Genomic DNA, 24936 nt, shown 5'->3' on the forward strand with positions numbered 1-24936 from the left:
CCCCGAAGTGCGCGAGCGCCGTGGGCAGGCTCGACTGAGGAGGTGACGGCTCAGGCGGGGGCATCCATGTCTCCTTGGGGGCTCCTGGAAGGGACGGGCCGGGACGGCATCGGCGGCCGGTAGGACTCGGACGGGCCCGCGCGGGCCCGGCAGGCCGGGGCACGCGCGGCGCCGTACGAGTCCGGACCCGCTACCGGGGCCAGTGGCTGATCTGCACGTTCTCCAGGACCCCGACCGCGTCCGGCACGAGGATCGCGGCGGAGTAGTACGTGCTCACGAGGTAGGAGGTGATCGCCTTCTCGTCGACGCCCATGAACCGGACCGACAGGCCGGGCTCGTACTCCTCCGGAAGGCCGGTCTGGCGCAGCCCGATGACGCCCTGGTTCTCCTCGCCGGTACGCATCGCGAGGATGGAGCTGGTCCGCTCCTTGGTGATGGGGATCTTGTTGCAGGGCAGGATCGGCACCCCGCGCCAGGCCGGGACCTGCTGGCCGCCGACGTCGACGTGGTCGGGGTAGAGCCCGCGCGCGTTGAACTCCCGCCCGATCGCCGCGATGGTCCGGGGGTGGGCGAGGTAGAACTTCGTCCCGCGCCGCCGGCTGAGCAGGTTGTCCAGGTCGTCCGGGGTCGGCGGACCGGAGCGCGTCTGGATGCGCTGCGCGAAGTCGGCGTTGTGGAGGAGGCCGAACTCCCGGTTGTTGACGAGCTCGTCCTCCTGGCGTTCGCGCAACGCCTCGATGGTGAGCCGCAGTTGCTCCTTGGTCTGGTTCATCGGATTGTTGTAGAGGTCCGCGACCCGGGTGTGGACCCGCAGGATCGTCTGGGCGACCGAGAGCTCGTACTGGCGCGGGTTCGACTCGTAGTCGACGAAGGCGCCGGGCAGCTCGTGCTCGCCCTGGTGGCCGGCCGACATGGCGATCTCCGCCTCGCCGCGGTGGTTCTGCCGGCGGCCCGCACGGGACTTGAACTCCTCGATGTGCTCGCGCAGTCGGGGCGCCGAGGCGAGCACGGCCGCGAAGTCGGCGCGGGAGAGGGTGAGCAGGGTGCCCGGCGTCTCGGCGACCGCGGTCTGCTCCCAGCGGGCGTCCTCGTCGAGCAGCGCCTCGTCCCCGAACCGGTCGCCGTCGGCGAGGACGTCCAGGGCGACGTCGTCCCCGTACTCGCCGGCGGTCAGCTGGTTGATCCGGCCGTGCGCGATCAGGTACAGCCGCTCCGCCGGGGCGCCGCGCTCGACCAGGGTCTCGCCGGCCCGGAACTCGCGCTGCTCGCACCGCCCGGCGAGGGCGGTCAGCACGTCGACGTCGTCGAAGCCGCGCAACAGGGCGAGTTCGCCCAGCTCGCGGGGGACGACCCGGACGTCGGAGCCTTCCTGGAGGAACTCCACGCGTCCGTCGCCGACGGTGTACGTCAGGCGGCGGTTCACCCGGTAGGTGCCGCCGGTCGTCTCCACCCAGGGGAGCATCCGCAGCAGCCAGCGGGAGGTGATCTCCTGCATCTGCGGCGCGGACTTGGTCGTGGTCGAGAGATTGCGGGCGGCCGCCGTGCCCAGGCTGGACTGCCGGGGCGGCTCCGTGCGGGCCTCCGGGCTCGCGTCAACGGTCATCGGGGGAGTTCTCCTCGGTCGGTTCGGATGGCGGGCGCGCGTGCCGGGCAGGGAGCGGGCGAGGGCGAAATGCGGCTGTACGGACGGGAATTCGCCCGGATTTCGTGAGAACAGTAAGGTCCGTCGCGCCGGTCCGACCACGAGAAACCGGGGACATTAACTCGATCCGATGATCACGGCCCCCCGATGTTTGCCGGTGGGTCCGGCGGGGTGCGGGGGAGTCGTGAAGAGTTGCCGCACGGCTGGGGGGATCCGGGCCCGGGAGCGGAAGGATCGGGGTTCACCCGGCGCTCTCGAACAGTTCGGGCGCCGCCCCCCACGTGATGGGAGACCGATCGACGATGCTGACTCTCCTACGGCGCAGAGCGCGCGCGGCCGCGCTCGCGCTCCTGGCCGTCGCGGCCCTCGCCCTCGGCACGACCTCGACCGCCGGCGCGAGCGCGGCCCCCGCGCCCGCGGCGGCGCAAGGACCGACCTCGGTGGCGTACGTCGAGGTGAACAACAACAGCATGCTGAACGTCGGCAAGTACAGCCTCGCCGACGGCGGCGGGAACGTCTTCGACGTCGCCGTCATCTTCGCGGCGAACATCAACTACGACACGGGCACCGGCACGGCGTATCTGCACTTCAACGAGAACGTGCAGCGCGTCCTGGACGACGCCGCCACGCAGATCCGGCCGTTGCAGCAGAAGGGCATCAAGGTCGTCCTGTCCGTGCTGGGCAACCACGAAGGCGCGGGCTTCGCCAACTTCCCGTCCCAGCAGGCCGCTTCGGCGTTCGCCGGGCAGCTGGCGGACACGGTGACGCGGTACGGGCTCGACGGCGTCGACTTCGACGACGAGTACGCCGACTACGGCAACAACGGCACGGGGCAGCCCAACGACAGCTCGTTCGTGCACTTGGTGACGGCGCTGCGCGCGGACCTGCCCGGCAAGATCATCAGCCTTTACAACATCGGCCCGGCCGCCGCGCGGCTGTCGTACGGCGGCGTCGACGTCTCGTCCGCCTTCGACTACGCCTGGAACCCGTACTACGGAAGCTGGCAGGTCCCGGCCGTCGGGCTGCCCAAGGAGAAGCTGTCACCGGCGGCCGTCGAGATCGGCAGGACCGCGCCGGGCACGGTCGCCGACCTCGCGCGCCGCACGGTCAGCGAGGGGTACGGCGTCTATCTGACGTACAACCTTGACGGCAGCGACCGCAGCGGGGACGTCTCCGCGTTCACCCGGGAGCTGTACGGCAGCGACGCCGTCTACACCCCGTAGGGCGGGGGCGGTGTCCGGGTCAGGTGCGGACGCCGCCCCCGCGCGTCCTCAGCCGCCCACCGCCTCCAGGGCGGTGCGCAGCGCCCACGGCGTCGCGGCCGCCCAGGCCTGCGGGGAGCAGGAGTGGGGGTAGGGCACCGGCGCGGCGGCGTCGGTGCGGGCGTAACCGCCCAGGACCTCGGGGAGCCGGTGGCCGTGGTGGGCCGCCGCGTCGAGCAGACCGGCGGCCATCCGCCGCAGTTCGCGGCCGAGCCCGTACCGGGCCAGGCCGAGCGCGATCACCGCGTTGTCGTGCGGCCACGCGCTGCCGCGGTGGTACGACAAGGGGTGGTAGGGCCGCTGGCCGGCGGCGAGGGTGCGGATCGCCCATCCGGAGAAGAAGTCCGGCTCCAGGAGGCGGCGGCCCACGCGCCGGGCGCGTTCCTCGTCGAGGATGCCGGACCACAGCAGGTGCCCCGCGTCGGAGGCGAGCGCGTCCACCTGGCGGCCCGCGCCGTCGAGGGCGAGCGCCGGGAAGTCGTCCGCCGCCATCCAGAAGTCCCGGCCGAACCGGTCCCGCAGCGCGTCGGCGAGCAGGTCCAACTCCCGTGCGTAGGACGGGTCCTGCCACACCTCGTCGGCGAGGCGCGCCGTGCGGCGCAGCGCGTCGTAGGCGTAGCCCTGGGCCTCGCAGACGGCGATGGGGCCGCTCGCCTGGGTGCCGTCCTTGTGGCAGACGGCGCCCGCGGAGTCCTTCCAGTTCTGGTTGACCAGGCCGTTCGGGTCCGGTGTGTACACCAGGTACCCGTGTGTGCCGAGGCCGCCGTCGCCGCGCATCCAGTCGACCGCGGCGCGCGCGTGCCGCTCCAGGGCGGCGGCGAGCGCCGGGTCGGCCGTCGCCTCGTAGTGGGCGTGCAGCAGCACCAGGAACAGCGGCGTGGCGTCGACGGACCCGTAGTAGCGGCCGTACGGGATCTGCCCGAAGCGGGCGAGTTCGCCGCGCCGCGTCTCGTGCACGATGCGGCCGGGCTGTTCGCCCCGGAAGGCATCGGTCCGCGTCCCCTGGGTGGCGGCGAGGGCGCTGAGCGTGCCGGCCGCGAGAGCGGGCCGGTAGGGGAGCATGAAGTACGAGGTGAGCAGCGAGTCCCGGCCGAACAGGGTCAGGAACCACGGCACCCCGGCCGCCGGGACGGCGACGGCCGCGCCGTCCACGCCGGTGGCGGCGACCGTCAACAGGCCCAGATCGGTGAGGCCCTGGGCGCAGGCCCGGCCCAGCTCGCCGTCCGGGAGGTCGAGGCGGTCCGCGGCCGGTGCGGCGACGGGGGCGGCGACCTGGGGGCCGCCGTGCGGGTGCGCCGTGACGTGCAGCCGCACCTCGGCCCGGCCGTGCGCGGGCAGGGTGAGCCGCCACACCAGCCGGTGCGCGGTGCCGTCCGCGCCCACCCCGCCGTCGCAACTGCCGACGCCGTCCTCGGTGCCGACCGCGTCGACCGCGTCGGGCACGGGCTCGGCCCGCACGGTGGTGCGCGAGCGCCAGTCGTCCCGCTCGTAGGCGAACTCCACGCCCGCGTCCGTGCGCCGGGCGCCGCGGACCGCGCCGGGCTTGGCGTAGTGGCGGTCGTCCGCACGCAGCTGGAAGGTGTCCGCGAAGTCGGCGTCCGCGGTGACGGCGACCTCCGCGACGAGCGGGTCGGGGCTGTTGCTGACCAGGCTCAGCACATCGGTGAACGCGCCCGCAGTGACCGCCTGATGGCGGAAGACGGTGTACGCGGGCGGCGCGTCCCGGGTGCCCTGAGGGGTGAGGACGCACTCCCCGGTCCCGTCGGCGCCCGCGGTGAGCGCGGTCAGGACGCCGGGCGCGGTGCCGTCGACGGTGAGCTGCCAGCGGCTCAGGTGCCGGCCGTCCCGGACGAACAGCCCGTCGGGCGAGGTGCCGCGGGTGCGGGTGACGGTGCCGTCGGCGTCGAGGTGCACGAACGTGGCGTCGCGCACCAGTTGGGCGCGGGCTGCGGTGGCGCTCATCGGTGTCCCTTCCCGGTTTCCCGGCCGGCGGCGAGCAGGTCGAGGGTGAGCGCCGCCGTCCAGGAGAACGCGCGGGCGCCGCGTCCCTCGCCGGTGGTCGGGTCGACGTACTCGGCGAAACCGGTGGCGCCCGCCGTCTCCAGGATCGCCGCGCGGACCCGGTCGGCGTGGTCGTGCCGGCCGTGGGTGCGCAGCCCGCGCTCGATCAGCCAGGCGGTGTTGAACCAGGCGGGGCCGCGCCAGTACCGCGTCCGGTCGAAGGCCCGGCCCGTCAGGTCGTAGCTGGGCACGAGGGTCGTGGCGCCGGCGTGGAAGCCGGGGCCGTCGAGGGTCGCGACCAGCCGGTCCACGACCGGCTCGGGCAGGCCGGGCGTGAGCAGCGGGACGAGTCCGGCCACGCTGCGCTCGCGCACGAGCGTGCCGTCGGTGAGGTCGCGGGCGAGGAAGAGCCCCGCGTCCTCGTCCCACAGCCGGGCCACCAGGGCCTCGGTGAGCCGGTCCGCCCGGGCCCGGTGCGCCGCCGCGTCCTCGCCCAGGCAGGCGGCGATCTCGGCGAGGGCACGTTCACCGGCGATCAGCAGCGCGTTGACGCACGGGTCCTCCAGGGCGAAGCGGTGTCCGGCGGCCCGGTCGTCGTACCCGGCGTCGCGGTAGTCCAGCGCGAGCTGGACGTAGCGGCCGTAGTCGAGGTCCGTGGGGCGGTCCGCCGGGTGCCCGTGGTCGAGGTCGGCGCGCCGGAAGCCCGCCGGGTCGGCCGGGGCGACGCGGGCGAGCGCGGCGTCCCAGCACGGGCTGTTGTCCATGCCGGGCTCCCACGGGTGCACGACGGCCGTCAGGCCCCCGCCGCCCAGGTCGCGGGCGGTCAGCAGGTAGTCGTGCCAGGCGACGAGCCGCGGGTAGAGCCGGGGCAGGAAGCCGCGGCGCCGCGACTCGCGCGGGTCGGCGAGGTGGGTGAGCCAGGCGGCGAGCGCGTGCACCGGCGGCTGGACGATGCCGGAGGTCTCACGGGCCGCGGGCGCCCCGGCCGCGCGGCCCGCCGTCGAGCTGCGCCAGAAGTCGGGGCTCGGGAAGTAGGCGCCGTTCGCCACCGAGGGGTTGAAGACGATGTGCGGCACCCGCCCGTCACCCCACTGGGCGGCGAACAGGGACTCCAGCTCGCGCTGGGCACGGCGCGGCGACAGGTGCCGCAGGCCGATCGCGATGAACGCGGAGTCCCAGCTCCACTGGTGCGGATAGAGCGTGCGGGACGGCACGGTGCTGGTGCCGGCCCAGTTGCCGAGGAGGACCCGCGCCGCGCCGCGCCGCAGGTCCTGCTCCCCGGCGGTGGTGCGGGCGGGCGGGTCGAGGAGTGCCGTCACGCGCCGGACCCCTTGAGGAACGCGGGCACGGAGCGGACCGCCTCGACGGGGTCGCCGGTCAGCCGGCACTCGGCGGCGAGGTAGCCGTCGTAGCCGATGGTGTGCAGGGCGCCGAGCCAGGCGGGCCAGTCGAGGTGGCCGGCGCCGGGCTGGAACCGGTTGGAGTCCGATACCTGGGCGTGTCCGATGTAGGCGGCGTGCGCGACGATGGCGGCCGCCGGATCGGCCTCCTCGATGTTCATGTGGTAGCTGTCGATGCCGATCTTGACGGAGTCGAGGCCGACCTCGCGCAGCAGGTCGGCGGCCTGGTCCAGCCGGTTGACCATGTGGTCCTCGTACCGGTTGAGCGGTTCGAGGTAGAGCGTGACGCCCTCGGCGGCGGCGTGCTCGCCGAGTTCGGTGAGCCCGGAGAGGAGGATCTCGCGGTCCTGCTCGGGCGAGCGCGGCGGCTCGAACGGCGGCAGGCGGCGGGAGAACATGCCGTAGGAGGCCGGGGTCTGGGCGCCGAGGCCGCCGAGTTCACCGACGACGGTCAGCTGCGACTTCATCTGCACGATGGCGTCGCGGCGCAGGTCGTCGTCGAAGGCGCCGAAGAAGTGCAGCATCTCGACGCAGACGGTCGGCATGACGACGCCGTCCTTGGCGGCCTGCTTCAGCTCGGGCAGCCGGGAGGCGAAGTGGAGGTCCCCCTTGGCCCGCAGTTCGATGGCGTCGTAGCCGGCGGCCTGCGCGAAGTCCCACTTCTCCTGGAGGGTCTCGCCGGGCAGCAGCTGTTCCTGGGCAGCGGTCTTCAGCATGGTTGCGGATACCTCTCAGAATTCCAGGACGACCTGGAGGGCGTCGGCGGGGCGTTCGTCGAGCAGGACGTAGGCGTCGGCGGCGTCCGCCACCGGGACGACGTGGCTGACCAGGCCCGCCACGTCGACCTGGCCCTCGGCGACCAGGCGCAGGAAGGTCTGCTGGAGCCGCTCCACGCTCCAGCGGCCCGACAGCGGGGCGGGCACGCCGCCGATCTGGGAGCAGACGATCTCCACGCGGTTGTGGTGGAACTCGTCGCCGAGCCGCAGGCCGGTGCCGTCGCCCTGGTAGAAGCCGGAGGCGACGACGCGGCCGCCGACGGCGACCGAGCGGACGGCCTCGTGCAGGGCGGGGTAGGCGCCGGAGATCTCGATGGCGAGGTCCGCGCCGCGCCCGTCGGTGGCCTCACGAATCCGGTCGGCCACCACGCCGGAGCGGGCGTCGAGCGTGGTGTGCGCGCCGTACGTGCGGGCGGCCGCCAGGCGGACGTCCATCGCGTCGACCGCGGTGACGCGCGCGCCGCTGAGCTGGGCGAGCCGGGTGGCGATCAGGCCGATGACGCCCTGCCCGAAGACCGCGACGTCCTCGCCGAGGTTGATCTGCGCGGACAGGATCGCGTTGTAGGCGATGGCTCCTACCCGGGCGAACGCGCCGGCCAGCGGTTCGAGCCCGGCGGGCAGGGTGTGGCCGATCATGCGCTCGGCGGGCACGATGCCCTCGCTGCGGTGGCCCCAGATGCCCCAGACCAGGTCGCCGACGGCGGGCATCCCCGGGGTGCCGGCCAACTCCGGTGACACCTCGGTGACTTCACCGACCTCGGAGTAGCCCCAGCCGACGACCGGGTAGCTGATGCCGGCCGCGCCGTCCCGGAAGAGCCGGGACTGCGCGTCCCAAGTGCGCGTCAGGTACGGGTTCGTGCCGCGGTAGGCGGTGAGCTCGGTGCCCGCGGAGATCCCCGAGAAGCGGGTGCGGACCCGCAGGTGACCGGGTGTCAGCCCCGCGCTCTCGTGCGGGGCCACCTCCACCTGGCGGGGACCTGTGAATTGAACGACGCGTTCCACGGACGACTCCGAAAAGGGTGGTGCGGGTGTTGGTTAGGTCGAGACTATCCTCAACTTATGTCTTGTCAACAAGCAAAAGTAGTGCTGAGATGCGTATCGGATAGACGTAAGTCGGCGATGAGGCGATGAGGACAGGCGATGCGCACCAGGACCCGCTGGTCGAGGACGACCGCGGCCGGCGTCACGGCAGCTCTGGGCATAGGACTGCTCACCAGTTGCTCCGGCAGTACCGGGCCGGGCAGGCCGGACCGGGAGATCACGGTGTGGTCCCAGGAGAACCTGCCGGACCGGGTCGCCGCGACGCAGCAGATCATTGACGGTTTCGAGAAGAAGACGGGCGTCAAGGTCCATCTCGTCGGCGTCGACGAGGGGCAGATGCCGCAGCTCATCATGAGCGCCGCCGCCTCGGGCCACCTCCCCGACGTGATCGGCGCCGCCCCGCTCGGGCAGACCTGGCAGATGTACAGCAACGGCCTGCTCAACACCGACATACCGCGACAGATCGTGCGGAAGCTGGGGGCCGGGACCTTCAACAAGAACGCCCTGGACCTGACCACGGACCAGGGCGTCAACCTCGGCGTCCCCTCCGACGCCTGGCTCCAGCTCCTCGTCTACCGCAAGGACGACTTCGCCAAGGCCGGACTCGGCACACCGGACACCTACGGCAAGCTCCTGAAAGCGGCCAAGAAGCTCACCGCCAAGGGCCACGACGGCATGTCCGCCGCCACGGACCCCTCCGACGTCTTCACCTCCCAGAGCTTCGAGAGCCTCGCCCTGGCGGACGGCTGCCAGATGGTCGACACCGCGCACGAGGTCGCCCTCGACTCGCCGAAGTGCCGGACCGCCTTCGACACGTACGACAAGCTCGCCCGGGAGTACGGCGCCCCCGGCACCCAGACCGTCGACTCGACCCGCGCCACCTACTTCGCGGGCCGCTCCTCCATGATGATCTGGTCCTCCTTCCTCCTGGACGAGCTGGCGGGCCTGCGCAAGGACGCCCTGCCCAGCTGCAAGGAGTGCGGCGACGACCGCCGCTTCCTCTCCGACCACACCGGGGTCGTCACCGCCCTCAAGGGCACGGACTCCGACCGGGCCGCCCAGTTCGGCGAGGTCACCTCCTGGGTCACCACCAAGACCGCCGAGACCGACGCCTCCCGCGAGTTCATCGAGTACATGATGGGCAGCGGCTACGAGTCCTGGTTCGGCATGGCCCCCGAAGGCAAGATCCCGGTCCGCCGGGGCACCGCCCAGGCCCCCGGGAAGTACCTGGCCGCCTGGCGCCACAGCAAGCTCGGCGTCGACGACCGCAAGCCGCTCGACGAGGTCTACTCGCCCGCACTCCTGCGACAACTGGCCGACGGCGTCGGCAACATCCGCCGCTGGGGCATCGAGCAGGGCGAGGGCGCGCTCATCGGCGCGACCAACGGCGACCTGCCCGTCCCGAAGGCCATCGGCGCCATGACCGGCGGCCAGACCTCCCCTGCCGACGCCGCACGCGAGGCGCAGGACGAGGTCGCCGCCCTGAAGAAGTCCCTGCAATAGCAGCCCGTGCGGTCCCAGCACCCGCAGCGGGGGCCCCGCCCCACGCCGTCGTCCTCACGAAAGCCACGCCCATGACAACCCCCACCACCAGCGCGGACCAGCGCCCCGGCCCTCCGGACGGAGCGCCCCGGCCCACCACCGGCGGCCGCCGCCCGCGCCGCCCGCTCACCGCGAGCCGCCGCGAGGGCCGCGCGGGCCTCGCCTTCGTCAGCCCCACCTTCGTCGTCGTCCTCGTCGTCGTGGTGCTGCCGATCCTGTGGACGGTCCTCCTCGCCTTCCAGCACGCGAAGCTCGTCGACATCCAGGGCATGGGCCTCTTCGGCCACTGGAGCCTGACCAACTTCGCGCAGGTCTTCGACTCCGCCGGCTTCTGGTCCAGCCTCGGCACCACCGTCCTGTACACCGTGGGCGGCACGTTCGGCTCCGTCGCGCTCGGCCTCGTCGCCGCGCTCGCCCTGCGCAAGCCCTTCCGCGGCCGGGGCCTGCTGCGCGCCGCGATGCTCCTGCCCTACGTGGCCCCCGTGGTGGCCGTCGCGTTCGTCTGGGAGACCGCGCTCAGCCCGCAGTACGGCATCGTCAACGACTGGGGGCAGCGCTTCCTCGGCTGGGACGACCCCATCGCCTTCCTGTCGACCCGCGAGTACGAGGTCCACCTGCTCGGCGTGCACGTCGACATCCCGCTGGCGCTGCTCACCGTCATCGCCTTCGAATGCTGGCGGTACTTCCCGTTCGCCTTCCTGTTCATCCTCGCCCGCCTGCAAGCGGTGCCGGACAGCCTGGAAGAGGCCGCGAAGGTCGACGGCGCCACCCCCACCCAGCGTTTCCGGCACATCATGCTGCCCCAGCTGATGCCCGTCATCGCACTGCTGTGCGTGCTGCGCTTCATCATGACGTTCAACAAGTTCGACGACGTCTACCTGCTGACCGGCGGCGGCGCCGGCACCGACGTGGCCGCCGTGCGCGTCTACGACTTCCTCACCTCGCGCTACGACGTCGGCGCCGCGGCCGCCCAGGCCCTCGTCCTGGCCGCCGCCCTCATGGTCCTGCTGGGCCTGTACTTCAAGTTCTTCGGCAACAAGATGCAGGAGGAGTCGTGACCCGTAAGGCGGCCATGACACGAGCCCAGTTCGAGGAGCGGTTCTTCGGCGTCGCGCGATGGGTGGTCATCGCCTTCCTCGCCCTGATCACCTGCGTGCCCTTCTACTACATGCTGCTGCTGTCGGTGAAGCCCATCGACGCGCTGCTGCTCGACCCCGGCTCCCTGTGGGTCCCGGCCCGGCAGTTCACCCTCGACACCTACACCGAGGTGCTGCGCTCCACCGCCGACGGCGGCCAGGGCTTCCTGCAACTCCTGCGCAACTCCGCGCTCGTCTCCCTCGGCACGGTCGCCCTGACCCTGCTCGCCGCCGTGCCCGGCGCGTACGCGATCAGCCGGCTGAAGTTCTTCGGCGGCCGGCAGATCAGCGCCCTGTTCCTCGCCGTCTACCTGTTCCCCTCGACGCTGCTCGCGGTCCCGCTGTTCGTGATGTTCGCGAAGATCGGCCTGTCGTCCAGCCTCGTCGGACTCGCGATCGTCTACGTCGCGCAGACGGTCCCCGTGGCGATCTACATGCTCAAGAACTACCTCGTCACCATCCCGTACTCCATCGAGGAGGCCGCCGCGCTCGACGGGTGCAGCCGCCTGCAGACGCTGCGCAAGGTGATCCTGCCGCTGGCCCTGCCCTCCCTGATGGCGACCGGCCTGTACGTGCTGATGATCGCCTGGAACGAGTTCCTGTTCGCGCTGCTGTTCCTGGCCGCCGACCCCGACAAGTGGACCGTCTCGCTCGGCCTGGCCCAGCTCGCCAACGGCATCGAGGTCTCCAAGACCGTCCTCATGGCCGGTTCCGTGGTGCTGACGATCCCCGTGGTAATCCTGTTCTTCGCCGCCGAACGCCTGCTCACCGAGGGGCTCACCGCCGGCGCGGACAAGAGCTGACCGACACGCCACGGCCGACCCGGGCACCGGACCACACGGCCTCATGAGGGGGAGAAACGCGATGACCACGCCGAGTCCGGCGAGCGCCGGAGGGCTGCTGCAGCTGATCCGCGGCGGCCGCGCCCACACCCGGACCGACCTGCAGCGCGCGACCGGCATGTCCCGTTCGACGGTGGGCCACCGCCTCGACGAGCTGAACCGCGCCGGCTGGCTGCGCCAGGACACCGGCACGTCCACCGGCGGGCGCCCCTCCCACCGGATCGTCTTCGACCCCGGCCACGCCGCCGTGCTCGCCGTCGACCTGGAGACCCGCTACGCCCGCGTCGCCGTCCTCGACCTCGCGGGGACCGTCCTCGCCGAGCACACCGGCGACCTGGACATCGGCGACGGCCCCGACCGGGTCCTGGACGAACTGGCCCGCCGCTTCCCCGAACTGCTCACCGCCGCCGGCGTCCCGGCGGCCGCGGTCTGCGGCGTCGGCCTGTCCGTGCCGGGCCCGGTGGACTGGGACAAGGGGCAGATCGTGCAGCCGCCGATCATGCCCGGCTGGGACCGCTTCCCGGTCCGGGAGCGCATGCAGGAGGCGTACGCCGCGCACGTCGGCGCCTGCATGCGGGACGCGCACGGCACCGGCGTCCCGGTCTTCGTGGACAACGACGCCAACCTGATGGCGCGCGCCGAACAGCAGATGGGCCACCCCGACTGCTCCGCGTTCGTCCTCGTCAAGGTCTCCACCGGCATCGGTGCCGGTGTCGTCGTCCACGACGAGTCGTTCCGCGGCATCGACGGCGGCGCCGGCGACATCGGCCACATCCGCCTGCACGACCGGCCCGACGCGCTGTGCATGTGCGGCTCCTACGGCTGCCTCGCCGCCGTGGCCAGCGGCGGCGCCCTCGCCCGGGAGCTGTCGGGCCTCGGCCTCGACGTCACCACCGCGACCGACGTCAAGGCCCTCCTCGACCAGGGCCACCCCGACGCCGTCCGGCTCGCCCGGCAGGCAGGCCGCCGGGTGGGCGAGGTCCTCGCCACCGTCGTGACCCTGCTCAACCCGGGCGTCCTGATGCTCGCCGGGGACCTCGCCGGCATCCCCTTCATGACCGGCGTACGCGAACTGCTCTACCAGCGCGCGATGCCGCGCACCACCGCCCACCTGAGCGTCGTCACCTCACAACTCGGCGAACACGCGGGCCTGATCGGCGCCGCCGCCATGGTGGTCGACGTCCTCTACGCGCCGCAGCGCGCCGACGCCCGCCTGCGGGTCCTCGCCCAGGCCGCGCCCGCCGCCCCCGAACCACAGGAAGACCAATGACCGAGACCGCCGCATGGACCCACGACCCCGTCCGGGTCGGACTCGTCGGCGCGGGCCCGTGGGCCCGCGCCGTGCACGCCCGGATGCTCGCCGCCGGGCCCGAGACCCGGCTCACCGCCGTCTGGGCCCGGCGCACCGAAGCGGCCCGGGAGACCGCCGCGCCGCACGGGGCCCGGGTGGCCGCGGACTTCGCCGAACTCCTCGACCACTGCGAGGCCGTCGCGTTCGCCGTGCCGCCCTCCGTCCAGGCCGAACTGGCGCCGCTCGCCGCCGCCGCGGGCAAAGCTCTCCTGCTGGAGAAGCCGCTCGCCCTCGACCTCGCGGCGGCCGAGCGCCTGGTGGACGCCGTCGACACGGCCGGTGTCGTCTCGCAGCTCGTCCTGACCAAGCGGTACCACCCGCAGACCCGGCGCTTCATCGAGGAGGCCCGGCGGCTCGACGTCACCGGCGCCCGCTCCTGCTACCTGCACGGCGCCTTCCTCGGCGGCGACTTCGCCACGTCCTGGCGGCTGGAGCACGGCGCCCTGTACGACCTCGGCCCCCACCTGCTCGACCTGCTGGACGCGGCCGTCGGCCCGGTCGCCGACATCCGCGCGACCGGCGACTCGCGCCGCTGGATCGAGCTGACGTGCACGCACGAGAACGGCGCGATCAGCCAGGCGTCGCTGTCGGGCTCGGTCGCCCGGGAACGCGCCCTGACCCGCGTCGAACTCTTCGGCCCCGGCCCCGAACTCGTCTACGACACCGCGGGGATCGACCACGACGAGTGCTGGCCGGTGCTGCGCCGCGAGTTCGCCGAGGCGGTCCGGGCGGGCCGCTCCGGCGAACTCGACGCCCACCGCGGCCTGCGGCTGCAGCGGCTGCTCGCCCGCGCCGCGGGGCAGTAGCGCGGCCGGCCCCGCCCCCCGGACGGCGCCCTACCCCGTCCGCACGTCCGTGCGCAGCAGATCGTGGTCCGAGAACGCGCTGGACGACACCTGGTGGTCGCGCGCGGTGAGCCCGCGCAGGAAGACGTAGTCGAACTTCAGGTGCCAGTCGGTGGTCGTGTCGCAGCTCCCGCCGCGCGCCGCCGGACGGCACGCGGGGTCCGTGTCCGTGGCCAGCGCCCACATCGGGCCCAGTTCGGGAGCGTCCGGCACGGCGTTGAAGTCGCCGAGCACGATCGCACGGTCGTACCGGGCCACGCGCGGGGCGAGGACGCGGACCTGGCGCGCCCGGACCTCCGGTTGCCTGCGTTCGGCGAGATGGGTGTTGAAGACCCGCACGGGCCCGCCGCCCACCTCGGTGGTGACGGCCAGATAGCCGCGGTCCTCGGTGCCGCCGTCGGGATACTCCGCGAGGACCCGGTCCGTCATGGGCGTCGCCGAAAGGATCGCCTGACCGTACGCGCCGGGGCGCCACGGCAGCCCCCCGCACCGGCTCCACTTCCGCAGGACCGTCCCGTACTCGACGCTGTAGACCAGCCCGTAGTACTTCTCCAGGTCCTCGCGGATCTCCTCGACGTCCCGCACACACGCCTCTTGCAGCCCGAACACCTGCGGCGCGTACGTGGCGATCTCCGCCGCCCGGCCCAGGTTGTGCCCGCTGCGCCCGCAGGGGTTGCAGATGTTCCAGGTCAGCACGCGGCCCGGGACGATGTCCGTGGCGGCGCCGGCCGGCAGCGGCGGCGGCTCCGCGATCAGGGCGCCACTGGGCGCGCTGGGCCCGACGAGCACGACGCAGAGCGCTGTCATGACGGCCGCGGCCCACCGCGTGCCCCGTGCGAGCACCCTCGCCTCCCCAGTGACGGACGGCCCGCCCGCGTCCACGGGCTCCGGCACGAGGGTAGGCGACGGGTGCGGGCGGCACACGTCGGGACCCCGCTCCACCTCCGCGGGCCGCCGCTCACAGGAAGTGCTGCACGCTCCGGGTCGCCGCCTCCGCCGCCCGGAAGGACAGCGGGCGCTTCGCCCAGCGGCCGGGGTCCACCGCCGCGCTGTGGGCGACGTCGGCGTCGTAGTCGGCGTCGAGGGCGGCCGTGAACTCCGGGTCGAGGACGGCGAGCATGACTTCCTCGTCGTGGTCGAGGGAGCGCCGGTTGAGGTTGGCGGAGCCGATCAGCGAAGCGGTGCCGTCCACGGTGACGATCTTGCAGTGGAGCATGGTCCGCTGGTACTCGCGCACGGTCACCCCGCACTCCAGCAGCCGGTGGTAGTGGTGGCGCCCGGCGATCCGGCTGATCTTCTTGTCGGTGTAGGGGCCGGGCACCAGGAGTTCGACCTCGACGCCCCGGCGGGCGGCGGAGCAGAGCAGTTCGACGAAGCGGTCGTCGGGCGAGAAGTACGCGGTGGCCAGGCGCAGCCGCCGCTCGGCGGACTCGATCGCCACCCGCAGCAGCGTCTGGATGTCCTGCCAACCGAGACTGGCCGACCCGCGCACCACCTGCACGACGGCGTCGCCCTGCGGCTCGTGCTCGGTGAACCGGTCGCGCTCGTCGAAGAGTTCGTCGTGGCACTCCGCCCAGTTCTGGGCGAAGGCCGCACAGATCCCGTCCACCGCCGGGCCCTGCACCAGCACGTGCGTGTCCCGCCACTCGTGCGGGCCGCGGGCGTCCCCGCACCACTCCTCGGCGATGCCGACGCCGCCGGTGAACGCCGTCACCTCGTCGACGACGAGGACCTTGCGGTGGCAGCGGTGGTTCTGCTTGAACGGGGAGAGCAGCAGCGGCTTGCGGAACCAGGCGACGTGGACACCGGCCTGCTCCATCAGGACCAGCAGGTCCTGCTCGATGGTGCGGCTGCCGAACGCGTCGAGCAGCAGCCGGACACGGACGCCCGCGCGCGCCCGCTCGGCGAGGGCCTGGGCGAACTCCCGGGCTATCTCGCCCTTCCAGTAGACGAACGTCATCATGTCGACGGTGTGCCGGGCCTCACGGATCGCGGTCAGCATCGCGGGGAAGATCTCGTCGCCGTTGCGCAGCGGCGTGAGCTTGTTCCCCTCGGTGGCGGCGATCCCGATGAGCCGTTCCATGCGGCGGCGCAGGCGCTGGCACGCCTCGTCCCCCGGTCTGCCGGAGGTCAGCTCGGGCTCGGTGGCGATGGTGCTGGCGGACATGTGTTTCTCCTGGTGGGAGCGGACGCTGGCGCGCCTCCGCATGCCCCGTCACGCTTCGTTCACACCTGCGCCGCCGCGCGTGCGGCACGACGGGGCAGTCGCGCCGGTGCGTCCGGCTGCTCAGTCGATGCAGAACTCGTTGCCCTCGATGTCCCGCATCGGGATGCACGCGTTGTGCCCGTCGTACAGCGTGCGCACGTGCACCGCCCCGAGCGGGACGAGGCGCGCCCGCTCGGCCTCCAGCGCGGCCAGCCGCTCCGCACCCACGAGCCCGGTGCCGACCCGTACGTCGAGGTGGACCCGGTTCTTGACCGCCTTGCCCTCGGGAACCCGCTGGAAGAACAGGCGCGGCCCCTCCCCGGAAGGATCGACGCAGGCGAACCACGCGTCCCGCCGGTCGGGCGGCTGCGCTTCCCGGTACGCGTCCCAGGTCGCGAACCCCTCCGGAGGCGGGGGCACGACATAGCCGAGGACCTCGCACCAGAACCGGGCGAGACGCTCGGGTTCCGCGCAGTCGAAGGTGACCTGGAACTTCTTGATCGACGCCATCGGGCCACCGTACGAGCGCGCCCGGCACGGCGGAACCCCGGGGCGATAGTGGTGCCCTGCATGTACGCGCCCTTCGGTCGTGGCCGGTGGGGGAGCTACCGTGTCCCTCCACGAGCTTTTGCCGACGGAGAGGAAGACGTGCCAGAGACCCGCGGCGGTACCGGAGCAGACCGGCTCACCGTCACCGCAGCTGCCGACGGCGACGTGAGCGTCCTGACGGTGAGCGGAGAGATCGACCACGACACCGGTGCGCCCCTGCGGGAGGCGCTGCTGGACGCCACGATCGGCGAGCACCCGCACGTCCTGCTGGACCTCAGCGCGGTGACCTTCATGGACTCCAGCGGCCTGAACATCCTGCTGAGCGCGCACCGCAACGCCACCGAGGCGGGCGGCTGGCTGCGGCTTGCCGGGACCAACGCCAATGTGCTGCGCATCCTGCAGATCGTGGGCGTGGACACCATCATCGACCTCTATCCCACGGTGCCGGCCGCGCTCGCCTGAAGCGGCCCGGGCGCAGCGCTCAGGCGGCCGTGCGCAGATGGGCCAGCGCCATGTCCAGCGCGGCTTCCAGGTGTGTGCTGCCGCCGGTCGCCATCAGGATCGTCACGCCGCCCTGGATGGCGGCGACGAGAGCGGCCGCCGCGCGGTCGGCGTCCAGGCCCGGCCCGATCGCGCTGCTCTCCTGCATGCGCAGGACTCCTGCGCGCAGGGCCGCCTGCCACTGCGTGATCAGCCGGCCGGTCAGTTCCTGCGCGGCCGGGGTCGTCCGGCCCAGCTCGGTGACCAGCACGCCGAGCGGACAGTTGACGCCCTGCGTCTCATAGCGCCGCACCACCGCGTCACGCCACTCCTGCCACGCCTGCCATGTGCCCAGATCGCTCAGGTGGGGCTCCTGGTCGGTGAGGACGCGCTCCGCCTCGCGGGCCGCCACCGCCAGCAGCAACTCCTCCTTGCCGCCGGGGAAGTAGTGGAAGATCTGGCTCTTGCTCGTCGCGGTGCCGGCGCGGATGTCGTCGAGCGTCGCACCCGAGACACCCCGCTCGCGGATGATCCGCGCGGCGCCCTCCACGATGCGGTCGCGCGTCGCCACCCCCTTGCGGGTCAGCCGCTGCCCTCCTGCCGTACCGGCGGTCATGCGGCTCCTCCACCCACCCCGTTCTGGACCATGAGGTCCACTCTAGGCGACGTGGGCGGGACGGGCGCGGAGGTGGGCGGCGCCCGAGCGCACCGCCCAGCCGAAGACCGCGAACGCCGCGGCGCCCACCACGATCGAGTCGTACGGCGCGGGCAGCCGTCCCGAGCCACCGAACGTGCCGAGCCAGGAGAACAGGGTCAGCGCCGCCAGGATGCACACGAGCCAGGCGCCGCGCCGCACCTCATCGGCCACGGAGGCACCCTTCGACCCGCGGCGCTGGAACAGGAACAGCGGGACGCCCACCAGGACGAGCGGCAGCGCGAGCCGCAGGTCGTCCCAGCCCGACCAGTACACGAACTCGATCGCCACGGCGAAACTAACCGGCGCGATCCAGCGCACCCCGGGCATGTGCCCCTCCGGGAGCGGCAGGCCCCGCTCCCGGTCGTGCGCCCGGAAGGACGCCACGGCCACCGCCGAGGCCGCGTAGATGATCAGGTACATGTCTCCCATCACGCTGACGATGTCCTGCCAGCCGCCGAACGGCAGCATGAACACGATGATGACCGCCAGGTTGAGGACGAGCGCGCGCCGCGCGATGCCGGACCGGGGGTCGATGCGCATGAAGAAGCGGGGCAGCAGCCCGTTCTTCGCGAGCGCGTAGGTGTGGCGGGCGTCGATCGCCACACCCACATAGGCGGAGCCGCCGGGGGAGACCACCGCGTCGGCGTAGAGCAGCGTCGCCAGCCAGTGCAGGTTGAGCACGAGGGCGAGCTGCCCGAACGGCGACTCGAAGTTGACGCCCTGCCAGCCGTGCGCGAGCAGTGAGTCGGGCACCGTGTAGAGGAAGGCGAGCTGGAGTCCGAGGTAGACGAGGACCGCCAGGCCGATGCCCGCGAGGACCGCGGCGGGCACGTTGCGGCGCGGATTGCGGGCCTCGCCGGAGAAGTCCAGCGGCGCCTGGAAGCCGTTCACCGAGTACACGATGCCGCCGCCCGCGAGCGCGGTGAGACAGGCCGCGTACCCGTACGGCGCGAAACCGCCGTGGTCCGTCAGGCGGCCGCCGTGGGTGCCGGACAGGAAGAGGGCGACCACCGTGAGGACCGGGACGACGACCTTGAACACCGACACCAGGTTGTTCACGCGGGCGAACATCCGCACCGCGAACCAGTTCAGCGCGGTGAGCAGCACGCTCAGCGCGGAGGCGACCCCCAGGCCCGACGCGGTGATGCTCCCGCCGTCGTAGAGCCCGGGCACGTAATGAGCGGCGTACTGCATGATCGCGCTGATCTCGGCCGCGGTGCCGCCGACCGACAGCAGCACCGACCAGCCGACGACCGTGCCGACCAGCCGGCCGTTCGCGTACAGCGGCCAGCGGACGGTGCCGCCGCCCTCCGGCCGGGTCGCGCCGAGTTCGACCATGACCAGGGCCACCAGCGCGCAGAGCACACCCGCCGCCACCCAGGACAACAACGCGGCCGGGCCCGCGGTCTGGGCCGCGTACAGGGCGGCGAACAGCCAGCCCGACCCGAGGATGTTGGAGAACCCGATCGCGGTCAGCGCCCAGAACCCGAGGTCCTTGCGCAGCCGGCTCTCCTCGGTGCGGACGTCCGGGACACCGGCGGCCCCGGCCGGCTCATGCTGCGCCACGTGGCGAACCTCCTCGACGATCACGGACTGAGGGGGCCAGGGTGCCATGCGCGCGGGCCGCGCCGGGCGACGCCCGGCCCCCTCCCCGCAGCCGCGCCTCGGACGCCGGGCCCGCCGCGCCCCCGTCCGCCGCCCTGGACCGCGCGAGCCGCGGACAAAGCCGGGAAAACCGAACCGCCCCGCCGGGAACAGCCGGTCCCCCCTGCACTGTTGCACCGGACGGGGCACCGGTACCGCGCGGGCGGGGGACACGGGAGACCGCGAGGTCGCCCGCCCGACGGGCGCCGGGCCCAGGGGCCGCGGCATGTCTGCCGCGCGCCCGGACCGATACGTGTGCTTTTCGCAGGAGGACTGCTTCATGACTGACCGGCCCTTGACGCTCATGGCCGTGCACGCCCACCCCGACGACGAAGCCACCAGCACCGGCGGGGTCCTCGCACGGTACGCGGCGGAGGGCATCCGCACGGTGCTCGTGACCTGTACCGACGGTGGCTGCGGTGACGGGCCGGGGGGTGTCAAGCCGGGCGATCCCGGCCACGACCCGGCGGCCGTCGCGCGGATGCGCCGCCAGGAGCTGGAGGAGAGCTGCGGCGTCCTGAAGATCAGCGACCTGGAGACCCTGGACTACGCCGACTCCGGGATGATGGGCTGGCCGAGCAATGACGCCCCCGGCTCCTTCTGGCACACCCCCGTCGAGGAGGGCGCGGCGCGGCTGGCCGAGCTCATGCGGCACTACCGGCCCGACGTGGTCGTCACCTATGACGAGAACGGCTTCTACGGCCACCCCGACCACATCCAGGCCCACCGCATCACGATGGCCGCGCTGGAGCTGACCGACCCGACCCCCAAGGTCTACTGGACGACGATGCCCCACTCGGGGATGCGGCGGTTCGGGGAGATCATGCGGGAGTTCCAGGAGGACATGCCGGAGCCGGACCCGGCCGAGACCGCCGCGATGGCCGAGATCGGGCTCCCCGACGACCAGATCACCACGTGGGTGGAGACCGCGGAATTCAGCGACCAGAAATTCGATTCCCTCGCCGCGCACGCGAGCCAGGGGGAGAACATCTTCTTCCTGAAAATGGGCAAGGAGCGGTTCCGTGAGCTGATGGGCACGGAGACCTTCCTGCGGGTCAAGGACACCACCGGGGCGCCCGTCCCCGAGACCGACCTCTTCGCCGGCCTGCGCTGAGCAGCAGGAACACCGCAGAAACACTGAATTCCAGGCCCTATAGGAAACCCCTATAGGGCCTGCTCATTTCTCGTCTTTGCTTCTCCGTGCCCGCCGAACCTACGGTGAGGTAACTCGCCGAGAAGAGCGGCAGAAGAACGATCCACCGCATGCCGAACACTACGCATCCGGTCATGCGGCCTCTTCTTTTCCGGGCGAGTTCGACACGAGATCGAGAGGCACATCATGCGAGAGCTCGAAGGCAAGCGCGCCGTGGTCACGGGCGGTTCGCGGGGGATCGGCGCGGCCGTCGTGCGCCGGCTGCTGGCGGAAGGGGCCGAGGTCCTCACGACGGCCCGGTCGAAGACGGGCACGGTGCCGGAGGGCGCGGCCTTCGTGGAGGCCGACGTGCGGACCCGGGCCGGTGCTCAGGCCGTCGCCGAGGCCGCGCTGCAGACGTTCGGCGCCGTCGACATCCTGGTCGACAACGCGGGCGGAGCGCGTCCCTTCCCGCACGCCCTGTCCATCCCCGACGAGGAGTGGCTGGACCAGCTGAACCTCAACTATCTCGCGCCGGTGCGGCTGGACGCGCTGCTCACCCCGGGCATGCGCGACCGGCGTTCGGGCGCGGTCGTGCACATCTCCTCGGCCGCCGTCCCCGTATCGGCACCGCCGTTCCTGCACTACACGGCGGCGAAGGCGGCGCTGCGGAACTACAGCCGCGGACTGGCCATGGAACTCGCCCCGTTCGGGGTCCGGGTCAACGCGGTGTCGCCCGGCCGGACCGAGACACCCGGCGGCGAGGCGACGCGCGAGCAGTGGGCGACCCTCAGCGAGGGCCCGGGCCAGGACACCACCTCTCCGCCACTGGGACGGGACGGGCGGCCCGAGGACATCGCCGAGGCGGTGCTGTTCCTCGTGTCGGACCGGTCGAGCTGGGTGACCGGACAGAACCTCACGGTCGACGGCGGCGAGTTCCCGGTCGGCTGAGGCCGAACACCCCTCCTGCGCAACCCCGTTGTAGACACCACGCATGGCGGCGTGCTCTCATGCCCCAGGCCTCGCGCCCGGGACCTCGTGGCCGGGGCGGAGCCGTCCCCCCGAAGAACGGAGTTTCGTATGAGAGCCGCATGGCTGCCGGGTTCACCCCGGCGTCGCAGACGCGCACGTCCGCAGGTGGGCGTCGTCGCCGTTCTTGCCGTGGTCGCCGCGACGACGCTCACCGGAGCCGGCGCCGCGTCGGCCCACGGCGCCCCCGGCCACCGCATCCCGACGGTCTCGGCCGGCGACGCCCGCTTCCAGATCCTCTCGCCGACGCTCATCCGCACCGAGTACGCGGGCGACAAGAAGTTCACCGACGACCCGACGTTCAACGCGATCGGGCGCAGCGGGTTCACGCCGACCCCGTACACGTCCACGACGTCGCACGGCTGGCTCACCATCAGGACGAGCGGCATGAGCCTGCGCTACCGGGTCGGCTCGGGACCGTTCGACGCCGAGAACCTCTCCGTGCACCTGACCGCGGGGGACACGCCTGTCACCGCCGCGCCCTGGCAGCGCCTCGTCTGCGCCGTCGGCGCGCTGTGCGAGGCGGAGGACCTGCGCCTCGACGGGATCTCCAGCGCCTCCGACCACCGGGGCCACACCGGGCCCGGCTTCGCCGCGGGCTTCGAGAGCACCGGTGGCTCGCTGCGCTCTGACATCGATGTCAAGACCGCGGGGAGGTACGACTTCGCCCTGCGGTACGCCAACTCCACGGGCGGCGACGGCAAGACGACGACCCGCACCCTGACGCTCACCGTGGACGGTGGCGCGCCGCGGACGGTCAGCCTGCCGCCCACGGCGGACTGGGACAGCTGGGACCTGGCCACCGCCGGGATCACGCTCGGCGCGGGCCACCACACCCTCGCCCTGACCCGGACCGCCGGCGACTCCGGCTCCGTCAACGTCGACAGCGTCGCCGTCGTCGCGCCCGGCGCCGCGTACCCGCCCGCCTCCACCACGGCGATCCGCGGCTGCCTGGCCGGGACGAGCTGCGAGGCCGAGACCGCCCGCTTCGGCGGCACCGCGGCCGGCGCCACGGACCACAAGGGATACGCGGGCAACGGCTTCGTCGCCGAGCTGAACCAGGGAGCCTCCCTGACCACGCACCTCGTCGGCGTGCCCGCCGACGGCGTCTACACGCTCCGGGTGCGCTACACCAACGGTAGCGGCGGCGACGGACTGCACCAGAACCGCTCGGCCACGGTCCGCGCCGGCTCCGCGGCCCCCGTCGCCCTCGACCTGCCGGCGACGAAGGACTGGGACGACTGGCGGACGGCGTCCGTGCCCGTCACCCTCAAGGCGGGCGCCGACGACGTCACGCTGGGCTGCCCGGACAAGGCCAGCTGCCACGTGAACGTGGACACCCTGTCCGTGGCGGCCCCGAAGGACCCGGCGCCCGCACCCCACATCGCGCTCGGCGGCTACCGCCGCGGCCTCGACGGGGTCAGCGGCGCGGGCGACGCGCCCGTCACGACGCCGGGCCTGCTCCAGCGGGACGGCTGGTACCTGCTCGACGACACGCCCTCGGCGCTCTACGACACCGAGGCGAAGAAGGTCCGTCCGCGCCCCGGACACTCCGGCTCCCCGTACCAGGACGGCTACCTCTTCGGCTACGGGCACGACTACAAGCAGGCCCTCGGCGACCTGGCCACGCTGACCGGGCCGCCCGCGCTGCTGCCGGCGTGGGCGTACGGCGTCTGGTACTCGGAGTACATCGACCGCACGGACGCCGACTACCGCTCCACGATCCTGCCGGCGTTCCGGTCCGAGGGCGTCCCGCTCGACGTCCTGGTGACCGACACCGACTACAAGGCCGTGAACGACTGGAGCGGCTGGGAGATCGACCGCGCCAAGTTCCCCGACCCGCAGGACTTCTTCGACTGGTCCGCGTCCCAGGGCCTGCACAACACCCTGAACGTGCACCCCAGCATCCTCGCCTCCGACCCGCAGTTCGCCCAGGCGCAAGCGACGGCCAAGGGCAAGCTCACCAAGGGCGGTTGCGCCTCCGGCGCCAGTGTCGAGGACAACTGCTACACCTTCGACTTCGGCGACCCGGACCAGCTCAAGGCCTACATGGACCTGCACAGAACCATGGACCGGCAGGGGAACGACTTCTGGTGGCTGGACTGGTGCTGCGACGCGTCCCGGTCGTCGCTGCCGGGCGTCTCCCCGGACGCGTGGATCAACCAGCAGTACGCCGACGCCACGGCCGGGACGCTCGGCCGGGGCTTCGTCCTCTCCCGCGCCTACGGCTCCCTGCAGGCCGGCGGGTACAGCGGGCAGCAGGCCCTGCCGACGGGCCCGTGGGCGGACAAGCGCACCACCGTCCACTTCACCGGGGACACCTCCTCGACCTGGGGCATGCTCAAGTTCGAGGTCGGCTACACGCCGGGTGAGTCCGCCGCGACCGGCATGGCGGCCGTCACGCACGACATCGGCGGCCACAACGACACGACCGGGCTGACCGGTTCGGAGACCTACGACGACAACGGCACGCCCCGCACCACGCACAGACTCCCCGACGACCTGTACGCCCGCTGGGTCCAGTTCGGCACCTTCCAGCCGGTCGACCGGCTGCACAGCAACCACAGCGACCGGCTGCCCTGGCAGTACGGCACGGCGGCGCGCACCTCGGCCGACGCGTTCCTCAACCTCCGCGAGCGACTGGTCCCGTACACCTACTCGCTCGCCGAGGAGGCCCACCGCACCGGCCTGCCGATCGTGCGCCCGGCCTACCTGGAGTATCCCGACGAGCCCGGGGCCTACACCGCGGCGGACAGCGAGTACTTCTACGGCTCCGACGTCCTGGTCGCCCCGGTGACCACCCCCGGCTCCTCCGCGACCACCTCGGTGTGGTTCCCGCCGGGCCGGTGGACCGACTACTTCACCGGCAAGACCTACACCGGCGGCGCCACCCACGAGGTCACCACCGGTCTCGACACCATGCCCGTCTTCCTCAAGGCCGGCGGCATCCTGCCCACCCGCTCCCACGACGTCACCGATCACGACCGCAACCCGCTGACCGACGTCACGCTCTCCGTCGCGGCCGGCGCCCCGGGCTCGTACAGCCTCTACGAGGACGACGGGGCGAGCCCGCGGAAGACCAAGAGCGCCACGACCCGCGTCCGCTACGAGGAGAAGGGGACGCACCGCACCGTGACGATCGACCCGGCCAAGGGATCCTTCCCGGGCCAGGTCCAGCACCGCACCTGGACGCTGGCCCTGCTGGGCACGCACACCGCCCCCAAGCAGGTCACCGCGCACGGTGTCCGGCTCGACCGGGACGCGTACCACTGGGACCGCGCCACCGGCGTGCTCAGCATCAAGCTGCCACGCCACAGCGTGCACGCACCGGTCACCGTGACCGTCCGCTAGCGCGCGGGTG

General features: G+C 72.6%; 20 protein-coding genes. 10 read left to right on the top strand and 10 right to left on the bottom strand.

Annotation, left to right across the window (positions count from 1 at the left end; genetic code table 11):
- Positions 1-190: 190 nt before the first annotated feature.
- Positions 191-1603, bottom strand: coding sequence for a family 2B encapsulin nanocompartment shell protein (locus tag ACIBW6_RS21235; protein ID WP_399061777.1), 1413 nt, complete (start codon positions 1601-1603; stop codon positions 191-193).
- Positions 1604-1944: 341 nt separating this feature from the next.
- Here ACIBW6_RS21235 and ACIBW6_RS21240 point away from each other — a divergent pair, with 341 nt between their 5' ends.
- Positions 1945-2865 (top strand): endo-beta-N-acetylglucosaminidase H, encoded by a 921-nt coding sequence (locus ACIBW6_RS21240; RefSeq protein WP_399061779.1) that lies wholly within the window; start codon positions 1945-1947, stop codon positions 2863-2865.
- A gap of 48 nt (positions 2866-2913) precedes the next feature.
- On the opposite strand, the gene ACIBW6_RS21245 is transcribed toward ACIBW6_RS21240, so the two are convergent.
- From ACIBW6_RS21245 to ACIBW6_RS21260, 4 genes are read right to left on the bottom strand one after another with little or no spacing between them, the layout of a single operon-like run.
- The gene (locus tag ACIBW6_RS21245; protein ID WP_399061781.1) at positions 2914-4866 is read right to left on the bottom strand and encodes a glycogen debranching N-terminal domain-containing protein; all 1953 of its coding nucleotides are present in this window, start codon (positions 4864-4866) and stop codon (positions 2914-2916) included.
- Complete coding sequence (locus ACIBW6_RS21250; protein WP_399061783.1) at positions 4863-6224, bottom strand: MGH1-like glycoside hydrolase domain-containing protein; 1362 nt, start codon at positions 6222-6224, stop codon at positions 4863-4865. The genes ACIBW6_RS21245 and ACIBW6_RS21250 overlap by 4 nt, the downstream gene beginning before the upstream one ends.
- Positions 6221-7021, bottom strand: a complete 801-nt coding sequence (locus tag ACIBW6_RS21255) for a sugar phosphate isomerase/epimerase family protein (protein ID WP_399061785.1) — start codon at positions 7019-7021, stop codon at positions 6221-6223. Before ACIBW6_RS21255 ends, ACIBW6_RS21250 begins: the two co-directional genes overlap by 4 nt.
- A gap of 15 nt (positions 7022-7036) precedes the next feature.
- Positions 7037-8083 carry a zinc-binding alcohol dehydrogenase gene (locus ACIBW6_RS21260; protein ID WP_399061787.1) on the bottom strand — a complete coding sequence of 349 codons (1047 nt, stop codon included), beginning with the start codon at positions 8081-8083 and terminating at the stop codon, positions 7037-7039.
- Positions 8084-8221: 138 nt separating this feature from the next.
- Here ACIBW6_RS21260 and ACIBW6_RS21265 point away from each other — a divergent pair, with 138 nt between their 5' ends.
- From ACIBW6_RS21265 to ACIBW6_RS21285, 5 genes are all read left to right on the top strand, one after another.
- On the top strand, positions 8222-9625 hold the full coding sequence (locus ACIBW6_RS21265; RefSeq protein ID WP_399061789.1) for an ABC transporter substrate-binding protein: 1404 nt from the start codon (positions 8222-8224) through the stop codon (positions 9623-9625).
- Between the two features lie 71 nt (positions 9626-9696).
- Complete coding sequence (locus ACIBW6_RS21270) at positions 9697-10722, top strand: carbohydrate ABC transporter permease (RefSeq protein ID WP_399061791.1); 1026 nt, start codon at positions 9697-9699, stop codon at positions 10720-10722.
- A 14-nt stretch (positions 10723-10736) separates the two neighbouring features.
- Positions 10737-11603, top strand: coding sequence for a carbohydrate ABC transporter permease (locus ACIBW6_RS21275; RefSeq protein ID WP_399061793.1), 867 nt, complete (start codon positions 10737-10739; stop codon positions 11601-11603).
- A gap of 61 nt (positions 11604-11664) precedes the next feature.
- Positions 11665-12912, top strand: coding sequence for an ROK family protein (locus tag ACIBW6_RS21280; protein WP_399061795.1), 1248 nt, complete (start codon positions 11665-11667; stop codon positions 12910-12912).
- Positions 12909-13799 carry a Gfo/Idh/MocA family protein gene (locus ACIBW6_RS21285; protein WP_399061797.1) on the top strand — a complete coding sequence of 297 codons (891 nt, stop codon included), beginning with the start codon at positions 12909-12911 and terminating at the stop codon, positions 13797-13799. Before ACIBW6_RS21280 ends, ACIBW6_RS21285 begins: the two co-directional genes overlap by 4 nt.
- A 30-nt stretch (positions 13800-13829) precedes the next feature.
- Here ACIBW6_RS21285 and ACIBW6_RS21290 read toward each other — a convergent pair whose 3' ends face one another.
- From ACIBW6_RS21290 to ACIBW6_RS21300, 3 genes are all read right to left on the bottom strand, one after another.
- Positions 13830-14645, bottom strand: a complete 816-nt coding sequence (locus ACIBW6_RS21290) for an endonuclease/exonuclease/phosphatase family protein (RefSeq protein WP_399062100.1) — start codon at positions 14643-14645, stop codon at positions 13830-13832.
- 151 nt (positions 14646-14796) lie between these two features.
- Positions 14797-16005, bottom strand: coding sequence for a phosphatidylserine/phosphatidylglycerophosphate/cardiolipin synthase family protein (locus ACIBW6_RS21295; RefSeq protein WP_399061799.1), 1209 nt, complete (start codon positions 16003-16005; stop codon positions 14797-14799).
- 120 nt (positions 16006-16125) lie between these two features.
- Positions 16126-16554 (bottom strand): VOC family protein, encoded by a 429-nt coding sequence (locus tag ACIBW6_RS21300; protein ID WP_399061802.1) that lies wholly within the window; start codon positions 16552-16554, stop codon positions 16126-16128.
- A gap of 138 nt (positions 16555-16692) precedes the next feature.
- On the opposite strand from ACIBW6_RS21300, the gene ACIBW6_RS21305 reads away from it, so the two are divergent.
- The gene (locus tag ACIBW6_RS21305) at positions 16693-17055 is read left to right on the top strand and encodes an STAS domain-containing protein (RefSeq protein WP_399061803.1); all 363 of its coding nucleotides are present in this window, start codon (positions 16693-16695) and stop codon (positions 17053-17055) included.
- 19 nt (positions 17056-17074) lie between these two features.
- Here ACIBW6_RS21305 and ACIBW6_RS21310 read toward each other — a convergent pair whose 3' ends face one another.
- On the bottom strand, positions 17075-17689 hold the full coding sequence (locus ACIBW6_RS21310) for a TetR/AcrR family transcriptional regulator (protein WP_399061805.1): 615 nt from the start codon (positions 17687-17689) through the stop codon (positions 17075-17077).
- Positions 17690-17731: 42 nt separating this feature from the next.
- Positions 17732-19336: an APC family permease gene (locus ACIBW6_RS21315; RefSeq protein ID WP_399061807.1), complete on the bottom strand. Its 1605-nt coding sequence runs from the start codon at positions 19334-19336 to the stop codon at positions 17732-17734.
- 358 nt (positions 19337-19694) lie between these two features.
- Between ACIBW6_RS21315 and ACIBW6_RS21320 the strand changes: the two genes are divergently transcribed.
- The 3 genes from ACIBW6_RS21320 (at position 19695) to ACIBW6_RS21330 (ending at position 24926) form a co-directional block, all read left to right on the top strand.
- Complete coding sequence (locus tag ACIBW6_RS21320; protein WP_399061809.1) at positions 19695-20528, top strand: PIG-L family deacetylase; 834 nt, start codon at positions 19695-19697, stop codon at positions 20526-20528.
- A 225-nt stretch (positions 20529-20753) separates the two neighbouring features.
- Positions 20754-21497: an oxidoreductase gene (locus ACIBW6_RS21325; protein ID WP_399061811.1), complete on the top strand. Its 744-nt coding sequence runs from the start codon at positions 20754-20756 to the stop codon at positions 21495-21497.
- Positions 21498-21626: 129 nt separating this feature from the next.
- Positions 21627-24926 (top strand): TIM-barrel domain-containing protein, encoded by a 3300-nt coding sequence (locus ACIBW6_RS21330; RefSeq protein WP_399061813.1) that lies wholly within the window; start codon positions 21627-21629, stop codon positions 24924-24926.
- Positions 24927-24936: the final 10 nt, after the last annotated feature.

Origin of the sequence: Streptomyces sp. NPDC049813, assembly GCF_044465085.1 — a bacterium.
Taxonomy (GTDB): domain Bacteria; phylum Actinomycetota; class Actinomycetes; order Streptomycetales; family Streptomycetaceae; genus Streptomyces.